Origin of the sequence: Pseudomonas sp. DWRC2-2 (assembly GCF_049897885.1) — a bacterium.
Classification (GTDB): Bacteria; Pseudomonadota; Gammaproteobacteria; order Pseudomonadales; family Pseudomonadaceae; genus Aquipseudomonas; species Aquipseudomonas azotoformans_A.
On the sequence record NZ_JAFCXD010000004.1, the window covers coordinates 378,748 to 402,393 of the forward strand.

The window sequence follows — 23,646 nt, forward strand, 5'->3', positions numbered from 1 at the left end:
TCGCTGGGTGTTTAGCGCCAAGTGAGTTGAAAGAAAGGCCCGCGTCCTACGGACTGCGGGCCTTTTTTTGCGTGCGTTTTACGTCGGTCCGAAGAGGATTCAGACGCGTCTGTGTAGGGCTTTACTGATTTAGCGGCGACCTGCTCAGCCAGGGGGAGCCGTGATGCAGAATCGGTCCTCCACACCTAGCAGAGAAACACCGGATGTTCGCTCCTGCCAATCAAAGCGCCTTCACCCTGACCCTCGATGGGGAGCCCAGTGAGTTCCAGGTCCACGGGTTCATGGGAGATGAGTTCATCAGCCTGCCTTTTCGCTTTGACCTTGAGTTGGTCAGCGAACAATCCGATCAAGACCTTGAGAGGCTGCTACACCGCCAAGCGTTCCTGGGGTTTGACGCCCATGGTCATGGGATTCATGGCCTGGTGTATCGGGTGGGGCAGGGCGATTCGGGCAGACGCCTTACCCGTTACCAGATCACTCTGGTGCCGCAGTTGGCTTATCTGGAACACAGCACCCATCAGCGGATTTTCCAGAAGAAAACGGTGCCCGAGATCATTGCGCAGGTATTGGAGGCTCAGGCTATCCAAAGTGATGCCTTTGCGTTTCAACTCAGCGGCAAGTATCCGCAGCGTGAATACTGTGTTCAGTTCGGTGAAACCGATCTGGAGTTCATTCAGCGCCTATGTGCCGAATCGGGCATTCACTATCACTTCCAGCACAACCCTGAGCGACACCTGTTGGTGTTTGGCGACGATCAAAGTGTTTTTGCGCGGCCTGATCAATCCACGCCGTATTCGCCTGGTACCGGGATGGTTGCCGACGAACCAGCGATCAAGCGCTTTATGCTGCGGCTGAAGACGCGTACCACTGGCGTGAGCCTGCGGGACTACGATTTCCAGAAGCCGGACCTGACGTTGGAAAGTGAAGCATCCAGTCGGCTACGGCCCGCCCTGGATGACCAGCGCTACCCTGGGCATTTCACGGATCGTGAGCGTGGCAAGTACCTGGCGCAGCGACTGCTGGAGCGTCATCGCAGCGATTACTGCCAGGCCAGTGGCGCTAGCGACCAGCCGGCGTTGGTGACAGGGCAGTTCTTGAAGATGACTGGGCACCCGCGTCAGGAATGGAATGATTTGTGGCTGGTTACCCAGTTGCACCATGTAGGGCACCAACCTCAGGTGCTTGAGGAGTCTGTGGGTGATGAGTCGCCTCAAGGCTACAGCAATGAATTTGTTGTAACGCCCTGGGACGTAGCGTTTCGAACACCTCTGATTATGTCTCGGCCTCAAATAGCGGGTTACCAGAACGCAGTGGTGACCGGCCCTGCCGACAGCGAAGTCCATTGTGACGAATACGGTCGGGTCAAGGTGCAATTGGCGTGGGATCGCGACGGCGAACACAACGACCATTCCAGTTGCTGGCTGCGGGTTGCCAGCGGCTGGGCGCATGATCGTTATGGGTCGGTATTGATCCCTCGGGTGGGTATGGAAGTGCTGGTGGGCTTCGTCAACGGCGACATGGATATGCCGCTGGTCATGGGCTGCCTGCCCAACGCGGCCACCCAGATTCCCCTCGACCTGCCGGCGGACAAGACCCGCAGCATCTTCCGCAGCCAGAGCAGCCCTGGTGGGGGTGGCTACAACGAACTGCGCATCGAGGACCGCAAGGGGGCCGAGGAAATCTACCTGCGCGCCCAGCGGGATTGGACGCAGCACGTGCTGCATGACCTTCGGGTGAAGGTGGACGGTGAGTCGCATCACGAAATGCAAGGTGAGGAGCTGCGCATCATCCATGGCAACCGTCTGACCGACCTGAAGCAAGACGACCACTTGATGGTGGGCGGCTCGCGGCAGGTTAGGGCAGGGCAGACCATCCAGATAGGCGCGGGGCAAAGCGTTGTGATCGAGGGCGGCGCAACCGTCACGATTCAGGCGGGCGGGCAGTCGATCACGCTGTCTGCGGGCGGGATTTTCAGCAGTGTGCCGATCCGGCTTGGCAGTGCGCCCGCAGCGACTGCAGCGCCGTTAACGCCTGGACTGAAGGAAACATTGCTGGCGGTGATCCCCGCTCCGCTCAGCCGCGTGCAAGTGGCCAGCCTGAAGCGCAGCGCGCCGTTTTGCGAGGAATGCGAGCGTTGCAAAAACGGCCAGTGCGGCCCCATCTGACTTTTAAAGGGACTTACGAAGATGCATCAACCTATGTTGCCTGGTGAACAGATGTTTGCAGTGCTGGGCGCTGCCAGCGACGCCAAACCCCTTGACGCTTGGCGGGCGCTCGCCGCCGGCCCGTTACATCCGGTTTGGGCCGGCACGGCCTATGCGGCATGGGACGAGGTCATGCCCTATGTAGGCATCGTCGAGCCGGGCAGTCCTTTCCTGGAATGGGCCGCCTCCACTGATGCCACGGATTGGGGGTGGTTGGCCCTATCGACCCACCCGCTAGTAACCGTGATTGCACACCTGCAAGGGCTGACCAAGGTGTACCTGCCCGATGGCCAGGAAGTGTTCTTACGGTTCTGGGATGGTGCTCAATTCCTGCCGATTCTTCAGCAGGCGGGCGATGAGCTATTGCCGGTGTTCCAGCGCTACGTGATCAATGGCCAGTCGCTGACCGTCGCCACCGGCCCGGTCACTGCCGCCAAAGCGAGCCCGTGGTGGCGAGTGCCTGCGCCGTTACTGCAACATCTGGCCGAGCAATCGCCGCAAACCCTGATCGATAACCTCCTGCAAGGGCTCGAAGAGCAGCGCCCCGACCTCCACACCGCGTTTATTCCGACGACCTTGCGGCACAAGGTCGCCTACTTCGCGCGCCGCCGCGACGTCAGCCATCAGGGTTTGGCGGACTATCTGGCTTCAGAGTTGAGTTGAACCCAGCGCGCCCCTTCGACTTAAGCACCGCCCGGCACACCGCACTGCACCAACGCCCGCGTAAAAGGTAAACTTCGCCCCCTGCGCAGGAGCAACCATGAATTATCGTCACGCCTTTCACGCCGGCAACCACGCCGATGTCTTCAAACACCTGACCTTGACCCGCCTCATCGCCCTGATGTCGCGCAAGGAGCAGCCGTTCGCCTACCTCGACACCCACGCCGGGATTGGTCTGTACGACCTGCAGGGCGACCAGGCCAACCGTACGGGTGAATACCTGGAAGGCATTGCGCGCCTGTGGGGCGAAAGCGACCTGCCGCCGTTGACCGCTGATTACATGCGCGTGCTGCATGAGATGAACCCGGACGGCCAGTTGCGTTACTACCCCGGCTCGCCGGAACTGGCGCGACGCCTCACCCGCCCTCAGGACCGCGTGCTGCTCAATGAAAAACACCCGGAAGACGGCGTACTGCTCAAGGACAACATGAAGGGTGATCGTCGGGTGAAGGTTCACCTGGGCGAAGGCTGGCATGTGTCGCGTGCCTTGTTGCCGGTGCCGGAAAAGCGCGCATTGATGCTGATCGATCCGCCGTTCGAAAAACTCGACGAGATGCAACGCTGCGCCGCTTCCCTCAAGGAAGCCGTGAGCCGCATGCGCCAGACCGTCGCCGCCATCTGGTACCCGGTGAAAGACCAGCGCCTGTTGCGCCGTTTCTACCAGGATCTGGCCGGCACCGGTGCGCCGAAGTTGCTGCGCGTGGAGTTGCTGGTGCATCCGTTGGACACACCCAACACCCTGACGGGCTCGGGCCTGGCGATTGCCAACCCGCCGTGGGGCTTGGAGGAGGAGTTGCGCGAGCTGCTGCCGTGGTTGTCCAAGCAGCTGGGTCAGACCCAGGGCGGGTGGCAGATGGATTGGCTGATCGCTGAGTAAATAGTTGCCTGTCAGGACACTATCGCGGGCTTGCCCGCGATGCTTTTGGCCTTAGATCGGGCATGTCACGCCCGTGCCGCCAATCCCGCAATACCCCTGCGGATTCTTCGCCAGGTACTGCTGGTGATACGCCTCGGCAAAATACACCGTCGGCGCTTCTTCGATCTCGGTGGTGATCGCACCCAGGCCAGCCTTGGTCAACTCACCCTGATACGCCTCGGCGCTCGCCTGCGCCGCCGCCAATTGCTCCGGCGTTGTCGCGTAGATCACCGAGCGGTACTGGCTGCCGATGTCGTTGCCCTGGCGCATACCCTGGGTCGGGTTGTGCAGTTCCCAGAACATCTTCAGCAAGTCTTCGTATTTCACCTTGGCCTGGTCATACACCACCAACACCACTTCGCTGTGGCCGGTCAGGCCCGAGCAGACTTCTTCGTAGGTCGGGTTCGGCGTATAGCCGCCGGCGTAACCGACCACGGTGCTGACCACGCCATCGTGCTGCCAGAACCGGCGCTCCGCACCCCAGAAGCAGCCCAGGCCAAAGATCGCAAAACCGACGTCGTCCAGGAATGGACCCAGCAGCGGGTTGCCGTTGACGAAATGCGTCTCCGGCAGGTTCATCGGGGTTTCACGGCCAGGCAGAGCTTGTTCTTGAGTGGGCAGCACGTTTTTGTTCACCAGAATTTCCGAGCGCAAGACCATGATCAGTCCTCTCGTCAGGTTGAGTTAGCGGTAAAGATTCAGACAGCCAGTGTGCCCGAGTGTTACGGCGCTGTCAGGCGATTGGCCCGCGCGGGTAGCGTTTGAGCATCGCCAGCAGCTCTGCACCGGGGATCGGCCGGTCAAACAGGTAACCCTGGCCAACATCGCAACGGTGCCTGCGCAGGAACGCCAGTTGCTCGGCGGTCTCGATGCCTTCGGCCACGACCTTGAGCTTGAGGTTGTGGGCCATGGCGATCACGGCCGAGGTGATTTCCATGTCGTCCTGGTTATCCGGGATTTCGTGGATGAAGCTGCGATCGATCTTGATGATGTCGATGGGGAATTTTTTCAGGTAACTCAGCGACGAGTAGCCGGTGCCGAAGTCGTCCATGGCCAGGGTCAGGCCAAAGCTTTTCAGTTGATCAAGCTGCAGGCGTGTGTCTTCGGTGGCTTCCAGCAGCAGGCCTTCGGTCAGCTCCAGCTCCAGCAGGTTGGCCGGCAGCTGTTCTTCCTTGAGGATCGCGGCAATCGAGGCCACCAGGTCCGGGTCGGAGAACTGCTTGGGCGACAGGTTGATCGCCACCTGCAAGTTGCCCATGCCGCCGGCGCTCAGTTGCTTGCTCATGCGGCAAGCCTGGCGGGCGATCCATTTGCCGATCGGGATGATCAGGCCGGTCTCTTCCGCCACGCTGATGAATTGGTCCGGGCGGATCATGCCCTTTTCCGGATGGTTCCAGCGCAGCAGCGCTTCCATGCCCAGCAGGCGGCCGCTGCGCAGGCACAGCTTGGGCTGGTAGAACACATCCAGCTCGTTCTGGGTGAGGGCGCGGCGCAGGTTGTTCTCGACGAACAGCTTGTAGCTGGCCTCGGCGTTCAGCGCTTCGGTAAACACCTGGACCTGATGCTTGCCGTTGGCCTTGGCCTTGTGCAAGGCCAGGCCGGCGTTGCGCATCAGGGTCTGCGGGTCGCGCCCATGCAGCGGCGCGCAGGCCAGGCCCACGGAGCCGGTGACGCTGATCAACTGGTTGTCGACGAACATCGGTTTGTCGAGCGTCGCCAACAACTGGCTGGCAACCTGCTGGCCGCTCTCCAGGTCGGTGTCATCGAGCAGCACCGCGAATTCGTTACTGGCAAACCGCGCCAGGCTGCCACCGGCACTCAGACTGTTGCGCAGACGCCGCGCGAGGCTGATCAGCAGCTTGTCGCCGGTCTGGTGGCCGAGGCTGTCGTTGATGCGCTTGAAGTTATCGATGTCCACCAGTAACAGGCTGATCGGGCTGTCGCTGTCGCGGGCAAAGCGTTCGTCGAGGTTGCGGATGAACGCCGGGCGGTTGCCCAGGTTGGTCAGGTTGTCGGTGTAGGCCAGGCGCTCGATGCGCTGCTGGGCCAGCTTGGTCTGGGTGATGTCTTCGTAGATGCCGATGTAGTGGGTCAACTCGCGGTTGTCGCCATACACCTTGGAAATCGACAACTGGCCCCAGTAGGGTTCGAGGTTTTTGCGGCGGCTCTTGAATTCACCCTGCCAACTGTTGCTCTTGGCCAGGCTCGACGGTGCGTCGAACAGCAATTCACTGAGGTTTTCCAGCGCCGGCAACTGGGCCAGGCGATGGCCGTGGACCTCTTCGGCGCTGTACTGGGTGATCGCGGTAAAGCTCGGGTTGACGTACTCGACTATGCCGTCGCAATTGACCAGCAAAAAGGCGTTGGCACTTTGCTCCACGGCGCGCTGGAACAGGTGCAGGGCGCTGGTCGCGGTACGGCGGTTGTGGTTGTTGATGACCTGCGCGAACTGATCGGCCAGCTCGCCGGCAAAGGCGATTTCGTCAGCCTGCCAGGCGCGGGTGCTGCCGCTTTGCTCCAGGCACAGTACGCCCACCACATGGCCGTCGACGCGAATGCTCGCGTCGAGCATGGCGTGGATGTCTTTGTCGCGCAGGCTGTCGGCCATTTCCCGGGTGCGTGGGTCGCGCAGCGCGTTGGTGGCGTCGATCGCCCGGCTGCTGTGCAAGGCTTCCAGGTAGTCCGGGAAGCAGCTGGCATCGATGGATTCGGGCAGGTGGTGCTGCCCGTCGGCGCGGTGGTAGGCCGAGATCGGCACCAGGCGCTGACCTTCGAGGTTCCAGATGCTGGCGCAGTCAATCTGGTAGATATCACAGGCACTGCGGGTGATCAGCTCGGCGGCTTCTTGCAGCGAATTGTTAGCTGTGTAGCGCTGGCGGGCCAGCAGCAGGATCAGCTCCTGCTGGGCGCGCACCCGCTCCAGGTGCTGCAATTGTTCCTGCTGGGCGCGCTGGTTGAGCTCCAGGGCGATCTGCAGGCGGCTGTTCTGGTTCTCCAGGTCTGCCGTCGGGGCAGCGGTAGGAATCTCGCTGAACAGACCGTCGACCACCATCAGGTAGCCGCGCAGCAGGTGACGATTGTGTTGTTTATAGGCTTCGCCCATCTCCAGCAGGCTCAGCGGCCCGTCGCTGGTGTGCAGGGTGTAGCGCACCAGGTAATGCGGGCTCTGGGTCAGTTGCTGCTGGATGGTGTCGTGCAGTTGATAGCGTGCCTGGGGCTCCATCAGGCTGGCGTAGGGCGTGCCGATCAAGGCACACAGCTCGACCGCTGGCAGGCCGAATTGGCGTTCGCAATTGGGGTCGAGGTAAAGGAGGGCCCAGCTTGCCTCATTCAGCCGCTCGAAACGCAGCATACCGAGGCGCGAAGGCACCGGTAACTGCGTCACTACCTCGGCCGCCATACGGGCGACATCGGGTTGGCTTTTCATGGGGGAAACTCACTTGAAATTACGCGCACGGCGCCGGGCTCACGCCCTCTTTTCTGTTGCCTGCGGCAAGGTTGCATCATGCGGCGCGGGCTGACAAGAGAGGATGAAGGCTAAGTGCTATAAGGGTGTTATCGGCCGCGAAAGGGATTTCTGCAATCGGGGTGATGGAAGGTGTACAAGCCTGTTTTTGTTGTCCAACAAACCGGCAAAAAAAGCCCCGCCAAGTGGCGGGGTTGAGGTACGAGCGTGGCGCTCGAAAATCGGTGCAACCAGGCCTCCCGGGTGAACGGGAGGCCTGTTCGTGCTTACAGCAGGATGGTGCGGATGTCGTTCAGCAACTGGCTCAGACGCTGGGTGAAGCGAGCCGCAGCAGCGCCGTTGATCACACGGTGATCGTAGGAAAGCGACAGTGGCAGCATCAGCTTCGGCTGGAACGCTTTACCGTCCCACACAGGCTGGATGGTTGCCTTGGACACGCCCAGGATCGCCACTTCCGGCGCGTTGACGATTGGCGTGAAGCCAGTGCCGCCAATGTGACCGAGGCTGGAGATGGTGAAGCACGCGCCCTGCATGTCGTCCGGAGTGAGCTTCTTGTCGCGGGCCTTGGCAGCCAGTGCAGCGGCTTCGGCAGCGAGTTGCAGCAGGCTCTTCTGGTCGACGTTCTTGATGACCGGTACCAGCAGGCCATCCGGGGTGTCGACGGCAAAGCCGATATGCACGTATTTCTTGCGGATGATCGCCTTGCCGCTTGGCGCCAGCGAAGCGTTGAAGTCCGGCAGTTCCTTGAGCAGGTGCGCGCAGGCCTTGAGCAGCAGCGGCAGCACGGTCAGTTTCACGCCGGCTTTTTCGGCCACGGCTTTCTGCGCAACGCGGAAAGCTTCCAGGTCGGTGATGTCGGCCTGGTCGAACTGAGTCACGTGCGGGATGTTTAGCCAGCTGGCGTGCAGACCGGCCGCGCCGATTTGCATCAGGCGGGTCATCGGCACTTCTTCGATTTCACCGAAGCGGCTGAAGTCCACGGTACGGATCGGCGGAATGCCCGAACCACCGGTAGCAGCGCCAGCAGCCGGAGCTTCCTTGGCTTTCTGCATCATGGCCTTGACGTAGACCTGCACGTCTTCCTTCAGCACGCGACCGTGAGGGCCGGTGGCCGCCACAGCGTTCAGCTCAACGCCGAACTCACGGGCCAGCTGACGCACGGCAGGCCCGGCGTGAACCTTGGCACCGCTTGGCGCAGGTGCGGCAGCAGGGGCCGGAGCGGCCTCGGCTTTTGCAGCTGGCGCAGGAGCAGCGGCAGCCGGTGCAGCTTCAGCCTTGGCGGCTGGAGCGGCGGCCGGTGCTGGAGCGGCAGCAGGTGCAGCGCCTTGTACTTTCAGCTTGAGGATGAAGTCGCCAGTGCCGACTTCGTCTTCCAGCTTGACCGCGATGCTTTCCACCACGCCGGCAGCCGGCGAAGGGATTTCCATGGAGGCCTTGTCGGACTCCAGGGTGATCAGCGACTGGTCGGCTTCGACGGTGTCGCCGACCTTGACCAGCAGCTCAATGATCTTGGCCTTGCCCGACGAACCGATGTCCGGGACGTGAATGTCCTGGACGCTGGCAGCGGCAGGTGCAGCAGCTGGGGCCGGAGCGGCCTCGGCAGCCGGCTTTTCAGCAGCAGGCGCAGGTGCAGCAGCGGCAGCAGGCGCTGCCGCAGGGGCCGCATCAGCGGCACCTTCGATTTCCAGTTCCAGCAGTTCGTCGCCTTCTTTCAGGCGGTCGCCCAGCTTCACTTTCAGGCTCTTGACCACGCCGGCCTTGGGAGCAGGGATTTCCATGCTCGCCTTGTCCGATTCCAGGGTCAGGATGCTCTGGTCGGCTTCGACGGTGTCGCCGACCTTCACAAACAGCTCGATTACTTCACCTTCACCGCTGCCGATGTCAGGTACGCGAATGAGTTCGCTCACAAAAAATCTCCTCAGCAGTCCAGTGGGTTGCGTTTTTCCGGGTTGATCCCGAACTTGACGATAGCGTCTGCCACCACCTTAGGTTCGATCTCACCACGGTCAGCCAAGGCTTCCAGGGCTGCCAACACCACGAAGTGACGGTCGACTTCGAAGAAGTGACGCAGCTTCTTGCGGCTGTCACTGCGACCGAAACCGTCGGTGCCCAGGACTTTGAATTCCTTGGACGGGACCCACTGGCGAATTTGTTCAGCAAACAGTTTCATGTAGTCGGTCGAAGCGATCACCGGACCTTTACGGCCATTCAGGCACTCTTCAACGAAGGTGAGCTGTGGCTTCTGGCCAGGGTGCAGGCGGTTGTGACGCTCTACGGCCAGGCCGTCGCGACGCAGTTCGTTGAAGCTGGTCACGCTCCATACGTCAGCGCCGACGTTGAACTCGTCACGCAGGATCTTCGCCGCCTCACGCACTTCGCGCAGGATGGTGCCGGAGCCCATCAGCTGTACGTGGTGCGCTGCTTCCTTGGTGTCTTCTTCGAGCAGGTACATGCCCTTGATGATGCCTTCTTCCACGCCAGCCGGCATTGCAGGCTGCTGGTAGGACTCGTTCATCACGGTGATGTAGTAGAAAACGTCCTGCTGCTCTTCGGTCATCTTCTTCATGCCGTCCTGGATGATCACCGCCAGCTCATAGCCGTAGGTTGGATCAAAGGTGCGGCAGTTCGGGATGGTGGCAGCCAGGATGTGGCTGTGACCGTCTTCGTGTTGCAGGCCTTCGCCGTTCAGCGTGGTCCGGCCAGCGGTACCGCCGATCAGGAAGCCACGGGTACGGCTGTCGCCTGCTGCCCATGCCAGGTCGCCAATGCGCTGGAAGCCGAACATCGAGTAGAAGATGTAGAACGGCAGCATCGGCTGGTTGTGGCTGGAGTACGAAGTACCGGCAGCGATGAAGGAGCTCATGGCGCCCGCTTCGTTGATGCCTTCTTCGAGGATCTGGCCCTTCTTGTCTTCCTTGTAGAACATCACCTGGTCTTTATCGACTGGCTCGTAGAGCTGGCCGACGGAGGAGTAGATGCCCAACTGACGGAACATGCCTTCCATACCGAAGGTACGGGCCTCGTCCGGGATGATCGGAACGATGCGCGGGCCGATTTCCTTGTCCTTGACCAGCTGCGCCAAGATGCGCACGAAAGCCATGGTGGTGGAGATTTCACGGTCGCCCGAGCCGTCGAGGATAGCCTTGAGGGTGCTCAGGTCTGGCGTCGGTACGCTGAAGCTGTTGGCGCGACGCTGAGGCACGAAACCACCCAGTGCGGCGCGGCGCTCGGCCAGGTAACGGGCTTCGGCGCTGTTCGGCTCCGGCTTGAAGAACGGCAGGTTCTCCAGCTCTTCGTCCTTGACCGGGATGTCGAAGCGGTCGCGGAACAACTTCAGGCTGTCGACATCGACTTTCTTGGTGTTGTGCGCAGTGTTCTTCGCTTCGCCGGCACCGGTGCCATAACCCTTGATGGTCTTGGCCAGGATGACGGTCGGTTGTTCTTTGTGGTTGACCGCTTCGTGGTACGCCGCGTAGACCTTGTACGGGTCGTGGCCGCCACGGTTGAGTTTCCAGATCTCGTCGTCGGACAGGTCTGCAACCATTGCCTTGAGTTCAGGCGTGTTGAAGAAGTGTTCACGCACGAACGCGCCGTCTTTGGCTTTGTAGTTCTGGTACTCGCCGTCGATGACTTCGTCCATGCGACGTTGCAGGATACCGTCGACGTCCTTGGCCAGCAGTGGGTCCCAGAAACGGCCCCAGATGACTTTGGTCACGTTCCACTGAGCACCGCGGAACACGCCTTCGAGTTCCTGGATGATCTTGCCGTTGCCGCGAACCGGGCCGTCGAGGCGCTGCAGGTTGCAGTTGATGACGAAGATCAGGTTGTCGAGCTTCTCGCGGCCAGCCAGGGAGATGGCGCCCAGGGATTCCGGCTCGTCACACTCGCCGTCGCCCAGGAAGCACCAGACTTTCTGCTTGCCTTCAGGGATGAAGCCACGGGCTTCCAGGTACTTCATGAAGCGCGCCTGGTAGATCGCCTGGATTGGGCCCAGACCCATGGAAACGGTCGGGAACTGCCAGAAATCAGGCATCAGCCAAGGGTGCGGGTACGACGACAGGCCGTTACCGTCCACTTCCTGGCGGAAGTTGTTCATGTGTTCTTCGGTGATGCGGCCTTCCATGAACGCACGGGCGTAAACGCCTGGAGAAGTGTGGCCCTGGAAGTAGATCAGGTCGCCGCCGTGTTCGTCGGTCGGGGCCTGGAAGAAGTAGTTGAAGCCGATGTCATACAGGGTTGCGCTGGAAGCGAAGCTGGAGATGTGACCGCCCAGGTCCGAATCTTTCAAGTTCGTGCGCATTACCATCGCCATGGCGTTCCAACGTACCAGCGAGCGAATGCGGCGTTCCATGAACAGGTCGCCAGGCATGCGTGCTTCGTGGGTAACAGGGATGGTGTTGCGGTATGGCGTAGTGATGGCGTAAGGCAGTTGCGAGCCGCTGCGGGTCGCGAGTTCGCCCATACGGGTCATCAGGTAGTGAGCACGGTCTTCGCCTTCTTTGTCGAGAACCGATTCCAGGGCGTCCAGCCATTCCTGGGTTTCGACGGGATCGAGGTCTTGCATGGCTTGCTCCAGGGCGGAAAGGCTACCAGAATCGGTTGCCTGAAGTTTGCGACTGGCCTTGTGGGCAGACGACATAAATTCTTGGATGGCCGAAGGTTGCTTCGGCGTCCTGTAGTTTTACTACAAATCGTCGGCCATTTCAGCCTTTCGAATGTATATACGAGTAGTAAAACTACACAAGACTGAGCGTATGGCTCGGTCTGGCTGGTGAGCATAATCGTTATTGTTGATCTTTTGCGAACAAGAAAAGGTGAATGTTTGATGTTGGCTGCCAAAATGAAATTAATTTCAGCTATTTCTAACCTTTGTTCGACAGTCCTTCATAGAGCGTGGTTCTTGCGTTCACAGCCACACGCCATTTACGCGCCGAACAAGGATAGACCATGAGCCTTCCAACACTCGCCGAACTACCGGCGATTCTCTTGCCAAAAGCCCAGCGGGCCGAGCAGTCATTTCGTGACGCAGTGGCCGCGCTGGACGACGATCATGGACTTTCTGCGTGGACGCCGCAACGGTGGGCCGACTTCGCCCGCGTGTGCGCGGCCAGTGATTTCGTCATTGAACAGAGTGTTCGTGACCCTTTGATGTTGCTCGAACTGGTGGCCTGGGGCGAGTTGGACCGTGGTTTCGCCCCTGATGAGCTGTGCGGGCAAATTGCTGGCGCCGTGCAACAAGCCGAAACAGAAGATGAGCTGGGACGTGTGCTGCGTCGCCAACGTACGCGCCAGCAGGTGCGCATCATCTGGCGCGACCTGACCCGCCAGGCGGACCTGGTGCAAACCTGCCGCGACCTCTCCGACATGGCCGACGCCAGCATCGACCAGGCCTACCAATGGCTGTACCAACGCCACTGCGTGCAGTTCGGCACGCCCACCGGCCGGCGCAGCGGCGAGCCGCAGCACATGGTGATCCTGGGCATGGGCAAGCTCGGCGCGGTGGAGCTGAACCTGTCGTCGGATATCGACCTGATCTTCGCCTACCCCGAGGGCGGCGAAACGGTGGGTGTCAAACGCTCCCTGGACAACCAGGAGTTTTTCATCCGCCTGGGTCAAAAACTGATCAAGGCCCTTGACCCAATGACCGTCGACGGCTTTGTGTTCCGTGTCGACATGCGCCTGCGCCCCTACGGTTCGGCCGGCGCGCTGGTGCTCAGTTTCAATGCGCTGGAGCAGTACTACCAGGACCAGGGCCGCGACTGGGAACGCTACGCCATGATCAAGGCGCGCGTGGTGGCTGGCGATCAGGTGGCGGGTGCGCAGTTGCTGGACATGCTGCGACCGTTTGTCTATCGCCGCTACCTGGACTTCTCCGCCATCGAAGCGCTGCGCACCATGAAGCAGTTGATCCAGCAGGAAGTGCGGCGCAAGGGCATGGCCGATAACATCAAGCTGGGCTCGGGCGGCATCCGTGAAGTGGAATTCATCGCCCAGGCCTTTCAACTGATCCACGGCGGTCGTGACCTGAGCCTGCAACAGCGCCCGTTGCTCAAAGTGCTCGGTACGCTGGAAGGCCAGGGCTACCTGCCGCCGGCGGTGATCGCCGAATTGCGCAATGGCTACGAATTCCTGCGCTACACCGAACACGCGATCCAGGCGATTGCCGACCGGCAGACGCAAATGCTCCCGGACAGCCCGGAAGACCAGGCGCGCATAGCCTTTATGTTGGGCTTTGCCGACTGGACCGCCTTCCACGAGCGCCTGATGTACTGGCGCGGTCGGGTGGATTGGCATTTTCGCCAGGTGATTGCCGATCCTGACGAAGAAGAGGGCGAAGAAAGCGAGTTGGTGGTGGGCGGTGAGTGGTTGCCGCTTTGGGAAGAATCCCAAGATGAAGAAGCGGCTTGCCGCCAATTGGCTGAAGGCGGCTTTACTGATGCGACCAAGGCGCTCAAGGCGTTGGCCGGCCTGCGCAACAGCCCGCAATTGCGCGCCATGCAGCGTTTGGGGCGTGAGCGGCTGGATGCATTTATTCCACGCCTGCTCGCCCAGGCGGTCGAGCACGCCAACCCGGACCTGGTGCTGGAGCGCGTGCTGCCATTGGTCGAAGCCGTCGCGCGGCGTTCCGCTTATCTGGTGCTGCTCACGGAAAACCCCGACGCCCTGCGTCGCCTGTTGACCCTGTGCGCCGCCAGCCCGTGGATCGCTGAGCAGATCACCCGCTTCCCGCTACTGCTCGACGAACTGCTCAACGAAGGCCGTCTGTTCAAGCCACCCTTGGCGCCTGAATTGGCCGCCGAGTTGCGCGAGCGTCTGACGCGCATCCCGGAAGACGACCTTGAGCAACAGATGGAAGCCCTGCGTCACTTCAAGCTGGCCCACCGCCTGCGCGTGGCCGCTTCGGAAATCGCTGGCAGCCTGCCGCTGATGAAAGTCAGTGACTACCTCACCTGGCTCGCCGAAGCGATTCTCGAACAAGTGCTGGCCCTGGCCTGGCGCCAGACCGTCGCGCGCCATGGCTCGCCGCAACGGCTGGACGGCACCCTGTGCGATCCTGGGTTTATCATTGTCGGTTATGGGAAAGTCGGCGGGATCGAACTGGGGCATGGTTCGGACCTGGACCTGGTGTTTATCCACGATGGCGATCCACAAGCGGAAACCGATGGCGCCAAGCCGATCGACGGGGCGCAGTTCTTTACGCGCCTGGGCCAGCGCATCATTCACTTGCTGACCACGCAGACCAACTCCGGCCAGCTGTACGAAGTCGACATGCGCCTGCGGCCTTCCGGCGCGTCCGGTTTGCTGGTGAGCTCGCTGGGGGCGTTTGACCGCTATCAACACAATGAAGCCTGGACCTGGGAGCATCAGGCCTTGATTCGCGCGCGGGTACTGGTGGGCAGCCAGGATGTGGGCCAGGCATTCGAGCAGGTGCGGGCCAAAGTGCTGGGACAGCAACGCGATCTGGCGAAGCTGCGCCAGGAGGTCAGCGAGATGCGTGCCAAGATGCGTGACAACCTGGGCACCAAGACCACGGCGGCCGGCACCGGCGCCAATGCCTTCGAGGCCACGGCGGCGTTCGACCTCAAGCAGGACGCCGGAGGTATCGTCGATATTGAATTTATGGTGCAATACGCGGCTTTGGCGTGGTCTGCGCAACATCCATCGTTGCTGCGCTACACCGACAATATCCGCATTCTGGAAGGCCTGGAGCAGGTGGGCTTGATGCCTGCCGCCGATGCCCATCTATTGCGCGAGGTGTATAAGGCCTACCGTTCCGCCGCGCACCGCCAGGCCTTGCAAAATGAGGCCGGCACAGTGGCCGGGGATCAGTTCGCCGACGAACGGCGCCAGGTAATGCGCATCTGGCAGGCGCTGGGGTTGAGCTGAAACACTATTAGGGCGGGGAGGCATAAGCCTCCCCGCATCGTTTGTGGAAACTACATGAATATTCTGATCGTTGGGCCCAGTTGGGTCGGTGACATGGTGATGGCGCAGACACTGTTCCAGTGCCTGCGTATGCGCTACCCGGACTGCCAGATCGACGTACTTGCCCCTGAGTGGAGCCGGCCGATCCTTGAGCGCATGCCGCAAGTGCGCAAGGCCTTGAGCTTCCCGCTCGGCCATGGCGCGCTGGAGCTGGCGACGCGCCGTCGTATCGGTAAATCCCTGGCGGGCGAATACGACCAGGCGATCCTGCTGCCCAATTCGCTCAAGTCGGCGTTGGTGCCCTATTTTGCGGGCATCCCCAAACGCACCGGTTGGCGTGGCGAGTTCCGCTACGTGCTGCTCAATGACGTGCGCACCCTGGACAAAGCCCGCTATCCGCTGATGATCGAGCGCTTCATGGCCCTGGCCTACGAGCCGGGGGCCGAGTTGCCCACGCCGTATCCGCGTCCGAGCTTGCAGATTGATCCGGTGAGCCGTGACGCCGCCCTGGCCAAGTTCGGCCTGGAACTCGACCGTCCAGTCCTGGCGCTGTGCCCCGGCGCCGAGTTTGGTGAGTCCAAGCGCTGGCCGTCGGAGCACTACGCCAAGGTCGCCGAGGCGAAGATCCGCGAAGGCTGGCAGGTCTGGTTGTTTGGTTCGAAGAAAGACCATCCGGTGGGCGAAGACATTCGCCAGCGCCTGATTCCGGGCCTGCGTGAAGAGGCGGTCAACCTCAGTGGTGACACGTCCTTGGCCGAAGCCATCGACCTGCTGTCCTGCGCCGACTCGGTAGTGTCCAACGACTCCGGCCTGATGCACGTCGCCGCCGCGCTGAACCGCCCGCTGGTGGCGGTGTACGGCTCCACATCGCCGGGCTTCACGCCGCCGTTGGCCGACAAGGTCGAAGTGGTGCGCCTGGGCCTGGAGTGCAGCCCGTGTTTTGATCGCACCTGCCGTTTCGGTCACTACAACTGCATGCGCCAGTTGCTGCCGCAGCCGGTGAACGAAGCCTTGCAGCGGTTGCAGGGCTCTGCGGTCGAGGTCCGATAGTTTGCGCGTACTGGTAATCAAGACCTCATCCCTGGGCGATGTGATTCATGCCTTACCGGCCCTGACCGATGCGGCGCGGGCGATTCCCGGCATCCGATTCGACTGGGTGGTGGAAGAAGGCTTCGCCGAGATTCCCACCTGGCACCCGGCGGTCGATAAGGTGATCCCGGTGGCGATCCGCCGCTGGCGAAAAAATATCTGGCAGACCCTCAAGAGTGGTGAATGGCGGCGCTTCAAGCAGCAAGTCCAGTCGACCAAATATGACCTGGTGATCGATGCCCAGGGCCTGCTGAAAAGCGCCTGGCTGACCCGCTACGTGCGTGCGCCCATCGCGGGTTTCGACAAGCATTCCGCGCGCGAGCCGATGGCTGCACGTTTCTATTCTCGTCGCCTCGCCGTGGCGCGCGGGCAGCACGCGGTGGAGCGGCTGCGTCAGCTGTTCGCCGTGGCCCTCGGTTATGACTTGCCCAAAGGCTTGGGCGACTACGGCCTGAGCACTGAAAAACTCCTGGGCCTGCCGCCGAAAAAGCCGTTTGTACTGCTGCTGCACGGCACCACCTGGGACACCAAACACTGGCCCGAAGCCTACTGGCGTGAGCTGGCCGAGCGCATGGGGCGTCTGGGCGTCGACGTGAAATTGCCTTGGGGCAACGCTGCCGAAAAAGCCCGCGCCGAACGCTTGGCCCAAGGCCTGCAAAACGCCGAAGTGCTGCCCAAATTGAACCTGGCCGGCGTCGCCCGCGTACTGGCCGGCGCCCGCGCCTGCGTAGCGGTGGACACGGGCCTTGGTCACCTGGCCGCCGCGCTGGATGTGCCGACCATTTCCCTGTTCGGCCCGACCAACCCCGGCCTCACCGGCGCCTATGGCAAGGGCCAGATTCACCTGGCCAGCGACTTCCCTTGCGCGCCGTGCCTGCAAAAGCAATGTACCTATCAACCGACGGCCGACGACCTGCGTCGGTTCGACATCAAGCGCGAGTCGCCGCTGTGCTTCACGCGCCTGAACCCTGAGCGTGTGGCAAGCCGACTGAGCACGTTGTTATTGGCTGAGGAGCTGCACTGATGCAACTGGCTTTTGTGCTGTACAAATATTTCCCCTTCGGTGGCCTGCAGCGCGACTTCATGCGCATCGCCCTGGAGTGCCAGCAGCGCGGCCATCAGATTCGTGTCTACACGCTGATCTGGGAAGGCGACATCCCGCCCGGCTTTGAAGTGCTGGTGGCGCCGGTCAAGGCGTTCTTCAACCACCGGCGCAATGAGAAACTCAGCGCCTGGATGGCCGCCGACCTGGCCAAGCGCCCGGTGGACCGTCTGATTGGCTTCAATAAAATGCCTGGCCTGGATGTGTATTACGCCGCCGACGGCTGCTTTGAAGACAAGGCGCAAAACCTGCGCCACTCGCTGTACCGCTATTTTGGCCGCTACAAGCACTTTGCCGAGTACGAGCGCGCGGTGTTCGCCAAGGACGCCAAGACCGAGGTCTTGATGATTTCCGAAGTGCAGCAGCCGCTGTTTATCAAGCATTACGACACGCCGCTGGAACGCTTCCACCTGCTGCCGCCGGGCATTGCCCAGGACCGGCGTGCGCCGCCGAATGCCGCCGAAATTCGCGAGGGTTTCCGTAAGGAATTCGACCTGGGTGACGACGATTTACTGCTGGTGCAGATCGGTTCGGGCTTCAAGACCAAGGGCGTTGATCGCAGCCTCAAAGCCGTTGCCGCGTTGCCGTCTGAGCTGAAAAAACGTACGCGCCTGTTTGTTATCGGCCAGGACGACCCCAAAGTATTCCAACTGCAAAGCGCTACGTTGGGGCTGGGGGACAATGTGCAGTTCCTCAAGGGCCGCAGCGATATCCCGCGTTTCCTGTTGGGGGCCGACCTGTTGATCCACCCGGCGTACAACGAAAACACCGGCACGGTATTGCTTGAGGCCCTGGTGGCCGGGCTTCCGGTGCTGGTCTCGGCCGTATGTGGTTATGCCCACTACATCGCTGAAGCCGACAGCGGCCTGGTGCTGGATGAGCCGTTCGAACAAGCGCAGCTCAACAGGTACCTGGCGAATATGCTCACTGACACTGCACAGCGCGCGGCCTGGAGCCGCAATGGTTTGGCCTTCGCTGAGACGGCCGACCTTTACAGCATGCCGCAGCACGCTGCGGATGTGATCCTGGCGGAGCCAAAACGATGAAGTTGATTCTTGCCGAACCGTTCAAGACGTTATGGGCCGGGCTTGATGCCTTTGCCGAAGTCGAGAAGCTGCAAGGCGAAGTATTCCGCGAGCTGGCGGCGCGTCGCACGCTGCGTACCGTGGTGGATGGCCGTCCGTATTTCGTCAAGATCCACCGTGGCATTGGCTGGGGCGAGATCTTCAAGAACCTGATCACCGCCAAGCTGCCGGTGCTGGGTGCGGGCCTTGAGTGGGCGGCGATTCATCGCTTGCAGGAACTCGGTGTGCCCACCATGACCGGCGTGGCCTTCGGCGAAAAGGGCAGCAACCCGGCCGACCAGCACTCGTTCATCATCACAGAAGAACTTGCGCCAACCCTCAGCCTGGAAGATGTGACGATCAATTGGGTGGCCTCGCCTCCGGCGCCTGCGTTGCGTCATGCGCTCACCCATGAGCTGGCACGCATGGTCGGCGACATGCACCGTGGCGGTGTGAACCACCGCGATTGCTACCTGTGCCACTTCCTGCTGGACACGGCCAAGCCCATCGATGCGAAGAACATCAAGCTGTCGGTGATCGACCTGCACCGTGCCCAACTGCGCGCGCACTTGCCGTTGCGTTGGCGCGACAAGGACCTCTCCGCGCTGTACTACTCGGCGCTGGAAATTGGCCTGACCCGTCGCGACAAGCTGCGTTTCCTCAAGGGTTACTTCCGCCAGCCGCTGCGCCAGATCCTGGCCGAACAATCGGCGTCGTTGAACCTGATGCAGCGCAAGGCCGACAAGCTGTATGCGCGCAAGCTACGTTACGGGGATGCGATCTGATGGCGGGTTGGAACCTGGAACCGGCCTACGCGAACCTGGCGGATGATTTTGGCAGTCTTGAAGCGGTTTTCGCCCTGCAAGGCGAGCGCCTGACCCGTGACCCATTGTCGGAAGTGATCCGCGTAGAGCGTGGCGGGGTCAATTACTACGTCAAGCGCTATACCGGCGCAGGCAAGGGCCTGCGGCGTTACCTGGGCAAGCCTCGGGTCAAGTCCGAGTGGCAGAACCTCAAGCGCTTCGCCAAGTGGGGTATTCCCACTGCCGACGTGGTTGCCTGGGGCCTGGAGCGCAAAGGCCTGGCCTACGACCGTGGGGCGATGATCACCCGCGAGCTGCCGAGGACCGAAGACCTCTCGGTGCTCGCCGAGCGCAACGATGCGCGCCTGCGCGACCCCAAGTGGGTCAACGCGGTGAGCCGCCAGCTCGCCGAGTACACGCGCACCATGCACGATCATCGCTTTACCCATAATGATTTGAAGTGGCGCAACCTGCTGATCGATGACCAGGCCACCCTGTACTTGATCGATTGCCCCAATGGCGACTTCTGGCGCGGGTTCTGGCTCAAGTACCGCATCACCAAAGACCTGGCCTGCCTGGACAAGGTGGCCAAGTATCATCTGTCCGCCACCCAGCGCCTGCGTTTCTACATGCAGTACCGTCAGCGTCGGCACCTGAGTGCATCGGATAAAGAGCGGATTCGCCACGTGGTGAAGTTTTTCGAGGGACGCGAATGAGTGATTTCCTGGCGGCTGAAGACCGTGCGCTGCTGGAGCGCCACGGCTTGGCGACGTTCGACGCCTTGTGGGCCAAACAGCTGGACGCAGTGGATGAACCCAATACCAGCCGTGGTGGCTGGAGCAGCGTGTTCCGCCTCGAACTCGACGGCCAGGGTTATTACCTCAAGCGCCAGAGCAATTACCTGACGCGCAGCTTGCACCGCCCCTTGGGTGAGCCGAGTTTTTCCCGCGAATTCCGCAATATCAGCCGTTACCGCAAGCTCGGCATTCCGGCCTTGCAAGCGGCGTTCTACGGCGAGCGTAAAGTCAACGGCGAACATCGCGCCATGTTGCTGACCCGTGCCCTGGACGGCTGGAATGACCTGGATTCGCTGCTGGAGCAATGGCCTTCATTGAGCGATGCCCAGCACCGCGCGATCTTGCTGGCCTGCGGTCAACTGGCGCGTCGGCTGCACAGCGTCGGCCAGGTGCATGGCTGTTTTTATCCCAAGCATATTTTCCTGCAGGCTACCGGCGACGGTTACGCCGCGCAGTTGATCGACCTGGAAAAAACCCGCCCGCTGCTGTTTGGCTGGCGTGATCGTGTCAAGGATCTGGAGCCGTTGTTGCGTCGCGCACCCCAATGGTCTGATGCGCAGGTGCGCCAACTGTTGGCGGCGTATCTGGAACTGCCTGCGGACAGTTCGTTGGTCGACACCTGGTTCCAGCGCCTGAGCGCCCGCCGTAGCCACAAGGAAAACCGTTGATGCGTTTGTCCGAGCTGAAAACCGCCGGCCGTTCCCCCGACTTGCCCATGACCCTTGAACTGGCCGATGCGGCGGGCCCCGGCCAGTTGCAATTGCTGAGCCTGTTGCGTGTGCTGCCGGGCGAGCGCTACGTAGGCGCTGCCGTATGGCGTGGGCGCCCGGTGCTGGCAAAATTGCTGGTCGGCAGTAAGGCGGCGCGGCATTTTCAGCGCGAGCTTACGGGTGTGCGCCTGCTTGCCGAGCAAGGGCTGACCACGCCGTTGCTACTGGCCGATGGCTTGCAGGAAGGCGAGGGTGGCTGGCTGCTGTTCGAGTTTATTGAAGGCGCCGAAAGCCTGGCTGACGCCTGGCAGGCCGTCGAAGGTCTGCCGCCGCTGGCCGACGAGCAAACCGCGGTACTCGCCGAAGCGCTGGGCGCGATTGCGCAGATGCATACCCAGGGCCTGTGGCAGGAAGACCTGCACCTGGACAACCTGCTGCGCCAAGACGGCAAGCTGTACCTGATCGATGGCGCCGGGATTCGTGTGGAAGAGGCGGGCAAGCCGCTGTCGCGCAACCGCGTATTGGAAAACCTCGGCGTGTTTTTTGCCCAGTTGCCGAAGAACCTTGAGCCGTTTACCGAAGAGCTGTTGGTGTATTACCTGCTCGGCAACGGCGAACACGCCTTGCCGCTGGAAGCCCTGGAAAAACAGGTGCGCAAAGTCAGCGCCTGGCGCCTGAAGGACTTTCTCAACAAAGTCGGCCGCGAATGCACGCTGTTCAGCGTGCTGCGTGGGCCGTTTGCCTTGCGTGCCATCCGCCGCGAGGAAGAAGCTGCGATGCTGCCGGTGCTGGAACAGGCCGATGCGCTGCTCGACCAGGGCCATCTGTTCAAGACCGGTGGTGCCGCCACGGTGGCCAAGGCAGAAGTGGCCGGTCGTGCGTTGGTGATCAAACGCTACAACATCAAGGGTTTCGCCCATTGGCTCAAGCGCTTCTGGCGCCCGAGCCGCGCCTGGCATTCCTGGCGCGAAGGCAATCGCCTGACCTTTCTTGGCATCGCCACGCCCAAGCCGCTGGCCGTGCTGGAAAAGCGTTTTTTCTGGCTGCGCAGCCGTGCCTACCTGGTGACCGAACTCATCACGGGGCCGGACATCATCGAGCGCTTTGCGCCCTACGTTGAAAAAGGCAATGCGCCGGAAGATGAGCTGCTGGCCCTGGATCACCTGTTTGCCGAACTGATCCGCGAGCGCATCAGCCATGGTGATTTCAAAGGCCACAACCTGTTCTGGGACAAGGACCGCTGGTCGTTGATCGACCTGGACGCCATGCGCCAACACAGCTCCGCCGCGAGCTTCGCCCCGGCGTTTGCCAAGGACCGCGCGCGGTTTATGCGCAACTGGCCTGAAAGCAGCGCGTTGTATCAACTGATCGATCAGCGCCTGCCTAAACAGATCGCCTGATCCGTTTAGGCCTCAGTTTGCCGGCGCTATTGCGCGTTGACCAGCGTGGTACGGGTTTTGTATTTGCCCTGGATAAAGTCCTGGCTGGCGAAGAAATACCCGTAGTCTTGCAGGTACATGACCGTGCCGGTTGCCTGGTAGTTATCGCCAGCAGCCGAGCAATTGAGCTCTTTCGCGTTGCCGCTCAGTGCCGAATTGACTTGGCTGGCCGGCAGTTCGCGTGCGACGACGCAGGTCGAATCACGGGAGAGCAGGCGGTCCTCTTCGGCGGTGTTGCGATTGCGCTCTTTTACCTTGAAGCCCAGCGTTGCGCCGACCGGCATGTGCTTCCAGTCGCCGGTGAAACTGAGTTGTTCAAGGTGGCTTGCGGCCGAGACGTTCAACCCGCGCAATTCAAATCCGCCTTGGAATGTCAGGCTGAACAATCCACGGAACGTCGTGATGTGGGCGGTCGAGAACTTAGTCACGCGGCGGGCTTTAAGTTGGTTTTCTGCAGCGCCGGGCTCAATGAATACGTCGGTTTGCAGGCTGGAGGAGCCCAGGTCGCGCTTCTCCACAAGGTGATGGAGTGACTGAGGGGCAGCGGGCATGCCCAGGGCAGAGATGGCCGCCGTTACCGTTGCGGGAACGGGCGGTGGTGTCAGGGTTTCCTGGACCTTGTCGCGTGCAACGGCGACCGGCAACTGCGCAACGGTTGACGAACATGCAGCTTTGAGCAGGGGCTGGCTGTCCGCCTCGGCGCTGCTGAAGGGCTGGTCAATGGGGACGGCGACGACGTTGCCGAAGGTGACCTTGTTGTTTTGGGTGAGGCTGAAAGCTGCCAGGGTGCGATAAGTCTGGCGATTGCAGTTGACCTCTAAATGGATACGCGTCTGGGCGTAGGGCATTTTCTTGAGTTTGTTGATCAGGATGAGCGGCTCATCGTAGGCGCCCCAAAACTCCACTTTCTCGCCCACGGTCTTGAGGCTGGCGCGGTCGATGAGCAACTGGCGTTGAGTCTCTGTCGTGCTGACCAGGCGCCAATCCGGGCGCGGCGTGCGGGCGCAAGCGTCGGTAAAGCTGGTGTTCTGTTGCAGTTCGCCAATCACTGCGGGTACCAGGTCGCGCATGACCGTGATGCGTGTAGGCTGGCCATCGCGCCCTGGGGTGCCGGGGGCTTCCAGATACAGCAGGCTCCCGCTCGGGGTGGTGCAGGATGCCTGGATCTGCGCGATATCCGGCACAGAGGTGTTGTTGGTCAGGGTGACGTGAACCTGGTAACTGAGGTCGTCGCCATCGCGCATGATCGAATCGGCCAATAGCGGCTTCTTGAGCATGTCTTTATACGGGGCGTCGGCCTTGTCGCCGCTCTTCAGGCCTTGCGCGCCGCAACCACTGAGCAGGCCTAGGGCGACGATAACCGCGATGTGTTTCATGAGCGTTCCTTGCAGGGATGAGAGGTGATCAGGG

Annotated in this window: 16 protein-coding genes; 11 read left to right on the top strand and 5 right to left on the bottom strand. The window is 61.4% G+C overall.

All coding sequences use genetic code 11. The features are described 5' to 3' along the window. The first annotated feature begins 203 nt into the window (after positions 1–203). From ACP7EW_RS20590 to ACP7EW_RS20600, 3 genes are all read left to right on the top strand, one after another. Positions 204–2,165: a type VI secretion system tip protein VgrG gene (locus ACP7EW_RS20590; RefSeq protein ID WP_426219309.1), complete on the top strand. Its 1,962-nt coding sequence runs from the start codon at positions 204–206 to the stop codon at positions 2,163–2,165. Between the two features lie 21 nt (positions 2,166–2,186). Then, positions 2,187–2,867: a DUF4123 domain-containing protein gene (locus ACP7EW_RS20595; protein ID WP_426219311.1), complete on the top strand. Its 681-nt coding sequence runs from the start codon at positions 2,187–2,189 to the stop codon at positions 2,865–2,867. A gap of 97 nt (positions 2,868–2,964) precedes the next feature. Then, on the top strand, positions 2,965–3,801 hold the full coding sequence (locus tag ACP7EW_RS20600) for a 23S rRNA (adenine(2030)-N(6))-methyltransferase RlmJ (RefSeq protein WP_426219313.1): 837 nt from the start codon (positions 2,965–2,967) through the stop codon (positions 3,799–3,801). A 51-nt stretch (positions 3,802–3,852) separates the two neighbouring features. Here ACP7EW_RS20600 and msrA read toward each other — a convergent pair whose 3' ends face one another. From msrA to aceE, 4 genes are all read right to left on the bottom strand, one after another. Next, a complete protein-coding gene (gene msrA / locus ACP7EW_RS20605) occupies positions 3,853–4,500 on the bottom strand; it encodes a peptide-methionine (S)-S-oxide reductase MsrA (RefSeq protein WP_426219315.1) in 648 nt (215 codons plus the stop codon). Positions 4,501–4,573: 73 nt separating this feature from the next. After that, positions 4,574–7,267 carry a putative bifunctional diguanylate cyclase/phosphodiesterase gene (locus ACP7EW_RS20610; protein ID WP_426219317.1) on the bottom strand — a complete coding sequence of 898 codons (2,694 nt, stop codon included), beginning with the start codon at positions 7,265–7,267 and terminating at the stop codon, positions 4,574–4,576. A gap of 305 nt (positions 7,268–7,572) precedes the next feature. Continuing rightward, on the bottom strand, positions 7,573–9,213 hold the full coding sequence (gene aceF, locus ACP7EW_RS20615; protein ID WP_426219319.1) for a dihydrolipoyllysine-residue acetyltransferase: 1,641 nt from the start codon (positions 9,211–9,213) through the stop codon (positions 7,573–7,575). A gap of 11 nt (positions 9,214–9,224) precedes the next feature. After that, positions 9,225–11,870: a pyruvate dehydrogenase (acetyl-transferring), homodimeric type gene (aceE, locus tag ACP7EW_RS20620; protein ID WP_033897804.1), complete on the bottom strand. Its 2,646-nt coding sequence runs from the start codon at positions 11,868–11,870 to the stop codon at positions 9,225–9,227. 383 nt (positions 11,871–12,253) lie between these two features. Between aceE and glnE the strand changes: the two genes are divergently transcribed. From glnE to ACP7EW_RS20660, 8 genes are read left to right on the top strand one after another with little or no spacing between them, the layout of a single operon-like run. After that, positions 12,254–15,193 (top strand): bifunctional [glutamate--ammonia ligase]-adenylyl-L-tyrosine phosphorylase/[glutamate--ammonia-ligase] adenylyltransferase, encoded by a 2,940-nt coding sequence (gene glnE / locus ACP7EW_RS20625; RefSeq protein WP_426219322.1) that lies wholly within the window; start codon positions 12,254–12,256, stop codon positions 15,191–15,193. Between the two features lie 54 nt (positions 15,194–15,247). Then, positions 15,248–16,282 carry a lipopolysaccharide heptosyltransferase II gene (waaF, locus tag ACP7EW_RS20630; RefSeq protein WP_177074597.1) on the top strand — a complete coding sequence of 345 codons (1,035 nt, stop codon included), beginning with the start codon at positions 15,248–15,250 and terminating at the stop codon, positions 16,280–16,282. A 1-nt stretch (position 16,283) separates the two neighbouring features. Beyond that, positions 16,284–17,345: a lipopolysaccharide heptosyltransferase I gene (gene waaC / locus ACP7EW_RS20635; protein ID WP_038844400.1), complete on the top strand. Its 1,062-nt coding sequence runs from the start codon at positions 16,284–16,286 to the stop codon at positions 17,343–17,345. Beyond that, positions 17,345–18,469 (top strand): glycosyltransferase family 4 protein, encoded by a 1,125-nt coding sequence (locus ACP7EW_RS20640; RefSeq protein ID WP_426219325.1) that lies wholly within the window; start codon positions 17,345–17,347, stop codon positions 18,467–18,469. Before waaC ends, ACP7EW_RS20640 begins: the two co-directional genes overlap by 1 nt. After that, positions 18,466–19,272 (top strand): lipopolysaccharide core heptose(I) kinase RfaP, encoded by an 807-nt coding sequence (gene rfaP, locus ACP7EW_RS20645; protein ID WP_426219327.1) that lies wholly within the window; start codon positions 18,466–18,468, stop codon positions 19,270–19,272. Before ACP7EW_RS20640 ends, rfaP begins: the two co-directional genes overlap by 4 nt. Next, the gene (locus ACP7EW_RS20650) at positions 19,272–20,006 is read left to right on the top strand and encodes a lipopolysaccharide kinase InaA family protein (RefSeq protein ID WP_033897814.1); all 735 of its coding nucleotides are present in this window, start codon (positions 19,272–19,274) and stop codon (positions 20,004–20,006) included. The genes rfaP and ACP7EW_RS20650 overlap by 1 nt, the downstream gene beginning before the upstream one ends. Further along, positions 20,003–20,755 carry a lipopolysaccharide kinase InaA family protein gene (locus ACP7EW_RS20655; protein ID WP_426129298.1) on the top strand — a complete coding sequence of 251 codons (753 nt, stop codon included), beginning with the start codon at positions 20,003–20,005 and terminating at the stop codon, positions 20,753–20,755. The genes ACP7EW_RS20650 and ACP7EW_RS20655 overlap by 4 nt, the downstream gene beginning before the upstream one ends. After that, positions 20,755–22,197, top strand: a complete 1,443-nt coding sequence (locus ACP7EW_RS20660; protein ID WP_426219329.1) for a lipopolysaccharide kinase InaA family protein — start codon at positions 20,755–20,757, stop codon at positions 22,195–22,197. The genes ACP7EW_RS20655 and ACP7EW_RS20660 overlap by 1 nt, the downstream gene beginning before the upstream one ends. A gap of 26 nt (positions 22,198–22,223) precedes the next feature. Here the strand turns inward: ACP7EW_RS20660 and ACP7EW_RS20665 are convergent, their stop codons facing one another. Next, positions 22,224–23,612 carry a surface-adhesin E family protein gene (locus tag ACP7EW_RS20665; RefSeq protein WP_426219331.1) on the bottom strand — a complete coding sequence of 463 codons (1,389 nt, stop codon included), beginning with the start codon at positions 23,610–23,612 and terminating at the stop codon, positions 22,224–22,226. Positions 23,613–23,646: the final 34 nt, after the last annotated feature.

Coding starts and splice junctions, on each gene's coding strand:
- glnE (WP_426219322.1), top strand. CDS start 12,254: ATGAGCCTTCCAACACTCGCCGAACTACCGGCGATTCTCTTGCCAAAA.
- ACP7EW_RS20665 (WP_426219331.1), bottom strand. CDS start 23,612: ATGAAACACATCGCGGTTATCGTCGCCCTAGGCCTGCTCAGTGGTTGC.
- ACP7EW_RS20660 (WP_426219329.1), top strand. CDS start 20,755: ATGCGTTTGTCCGAGCTGAAAACCGCCGGCCGTTCCCCCGACTTGCCC.
- ACP7EW_RS20655 (WP_426129298.1), top strand. CDS start 20,003: ATGAGTGATTTCCTGGCGGCTGAAGACCGTGCGCTGCTGGAGCGCCAC.
- ACP7EW_RS20600 (WP_426219313.1), top strand. CDS start 2,965: ATGAATTATCGTCACGCCTTTCACGCCGGCAACCACGCCGATGTCTTC.
- waaF (WP_177074597.1), top strand. CDS start 15,248: ATGAATATTCTGATCGTTGGGCCCAGTTGGGTCGGTGACATGGTGATG.
- rfaP (WP_426219327.1), top strand. CDS start 18,466: ATGAAGTTGATTCTTGCCGAACCGTTCAAGACGTTATGGGCCGGGCTT.
- ACP7EW_RS20650 (WP_033897814.1), top strand. CDS start 19,272: ATGGCGGGTTGGAACCTGGAACCGGCCTACGCGAACCTGGCGGATGAT.
- ACP7EW_RS20590 (WP_426219309.1), top strand. CDS start 204: ATGTTCGCTCCTGCCAATCAAAGCGCCTTCACCCTGACCCTCGATGGG.
- ACP7EW_RS20610 (WP_426219317.1), bottom strand. CDS start 7,267: ATGAAAAGCCAACCCGATGTCGCCCGTATGGCGGCCGAGGTAGTGACG.
- msrA (WP_426219315.1), bottom strand. CDS start 4,500: ATGGTCTTGCGCTCGGAAATTCTGGTGAACAAAAACGTGCTGCCCACT.
- ACP7EW_RS20640 (WP_426219325.1), top strand. CDS start 17,345: ATGCAACTGGCTTTTGTGCTGTACAAATATTTCCCCTTCGGTGGCCTG.
- aceE (WP_033897804.1), bottom strand. CDS start 11,870: ATGCAAGACCTCGATCCCGTCGAAACCCAGGAATGGCTGGACGCCCTG.
- ACP7EW_RS20595 (WP_426219311.1), top strand. CDS start 2,187: ATGCATCAACCTATGTTGCCTGGTGAACAGATGTTTGCAGTGCTGGGC.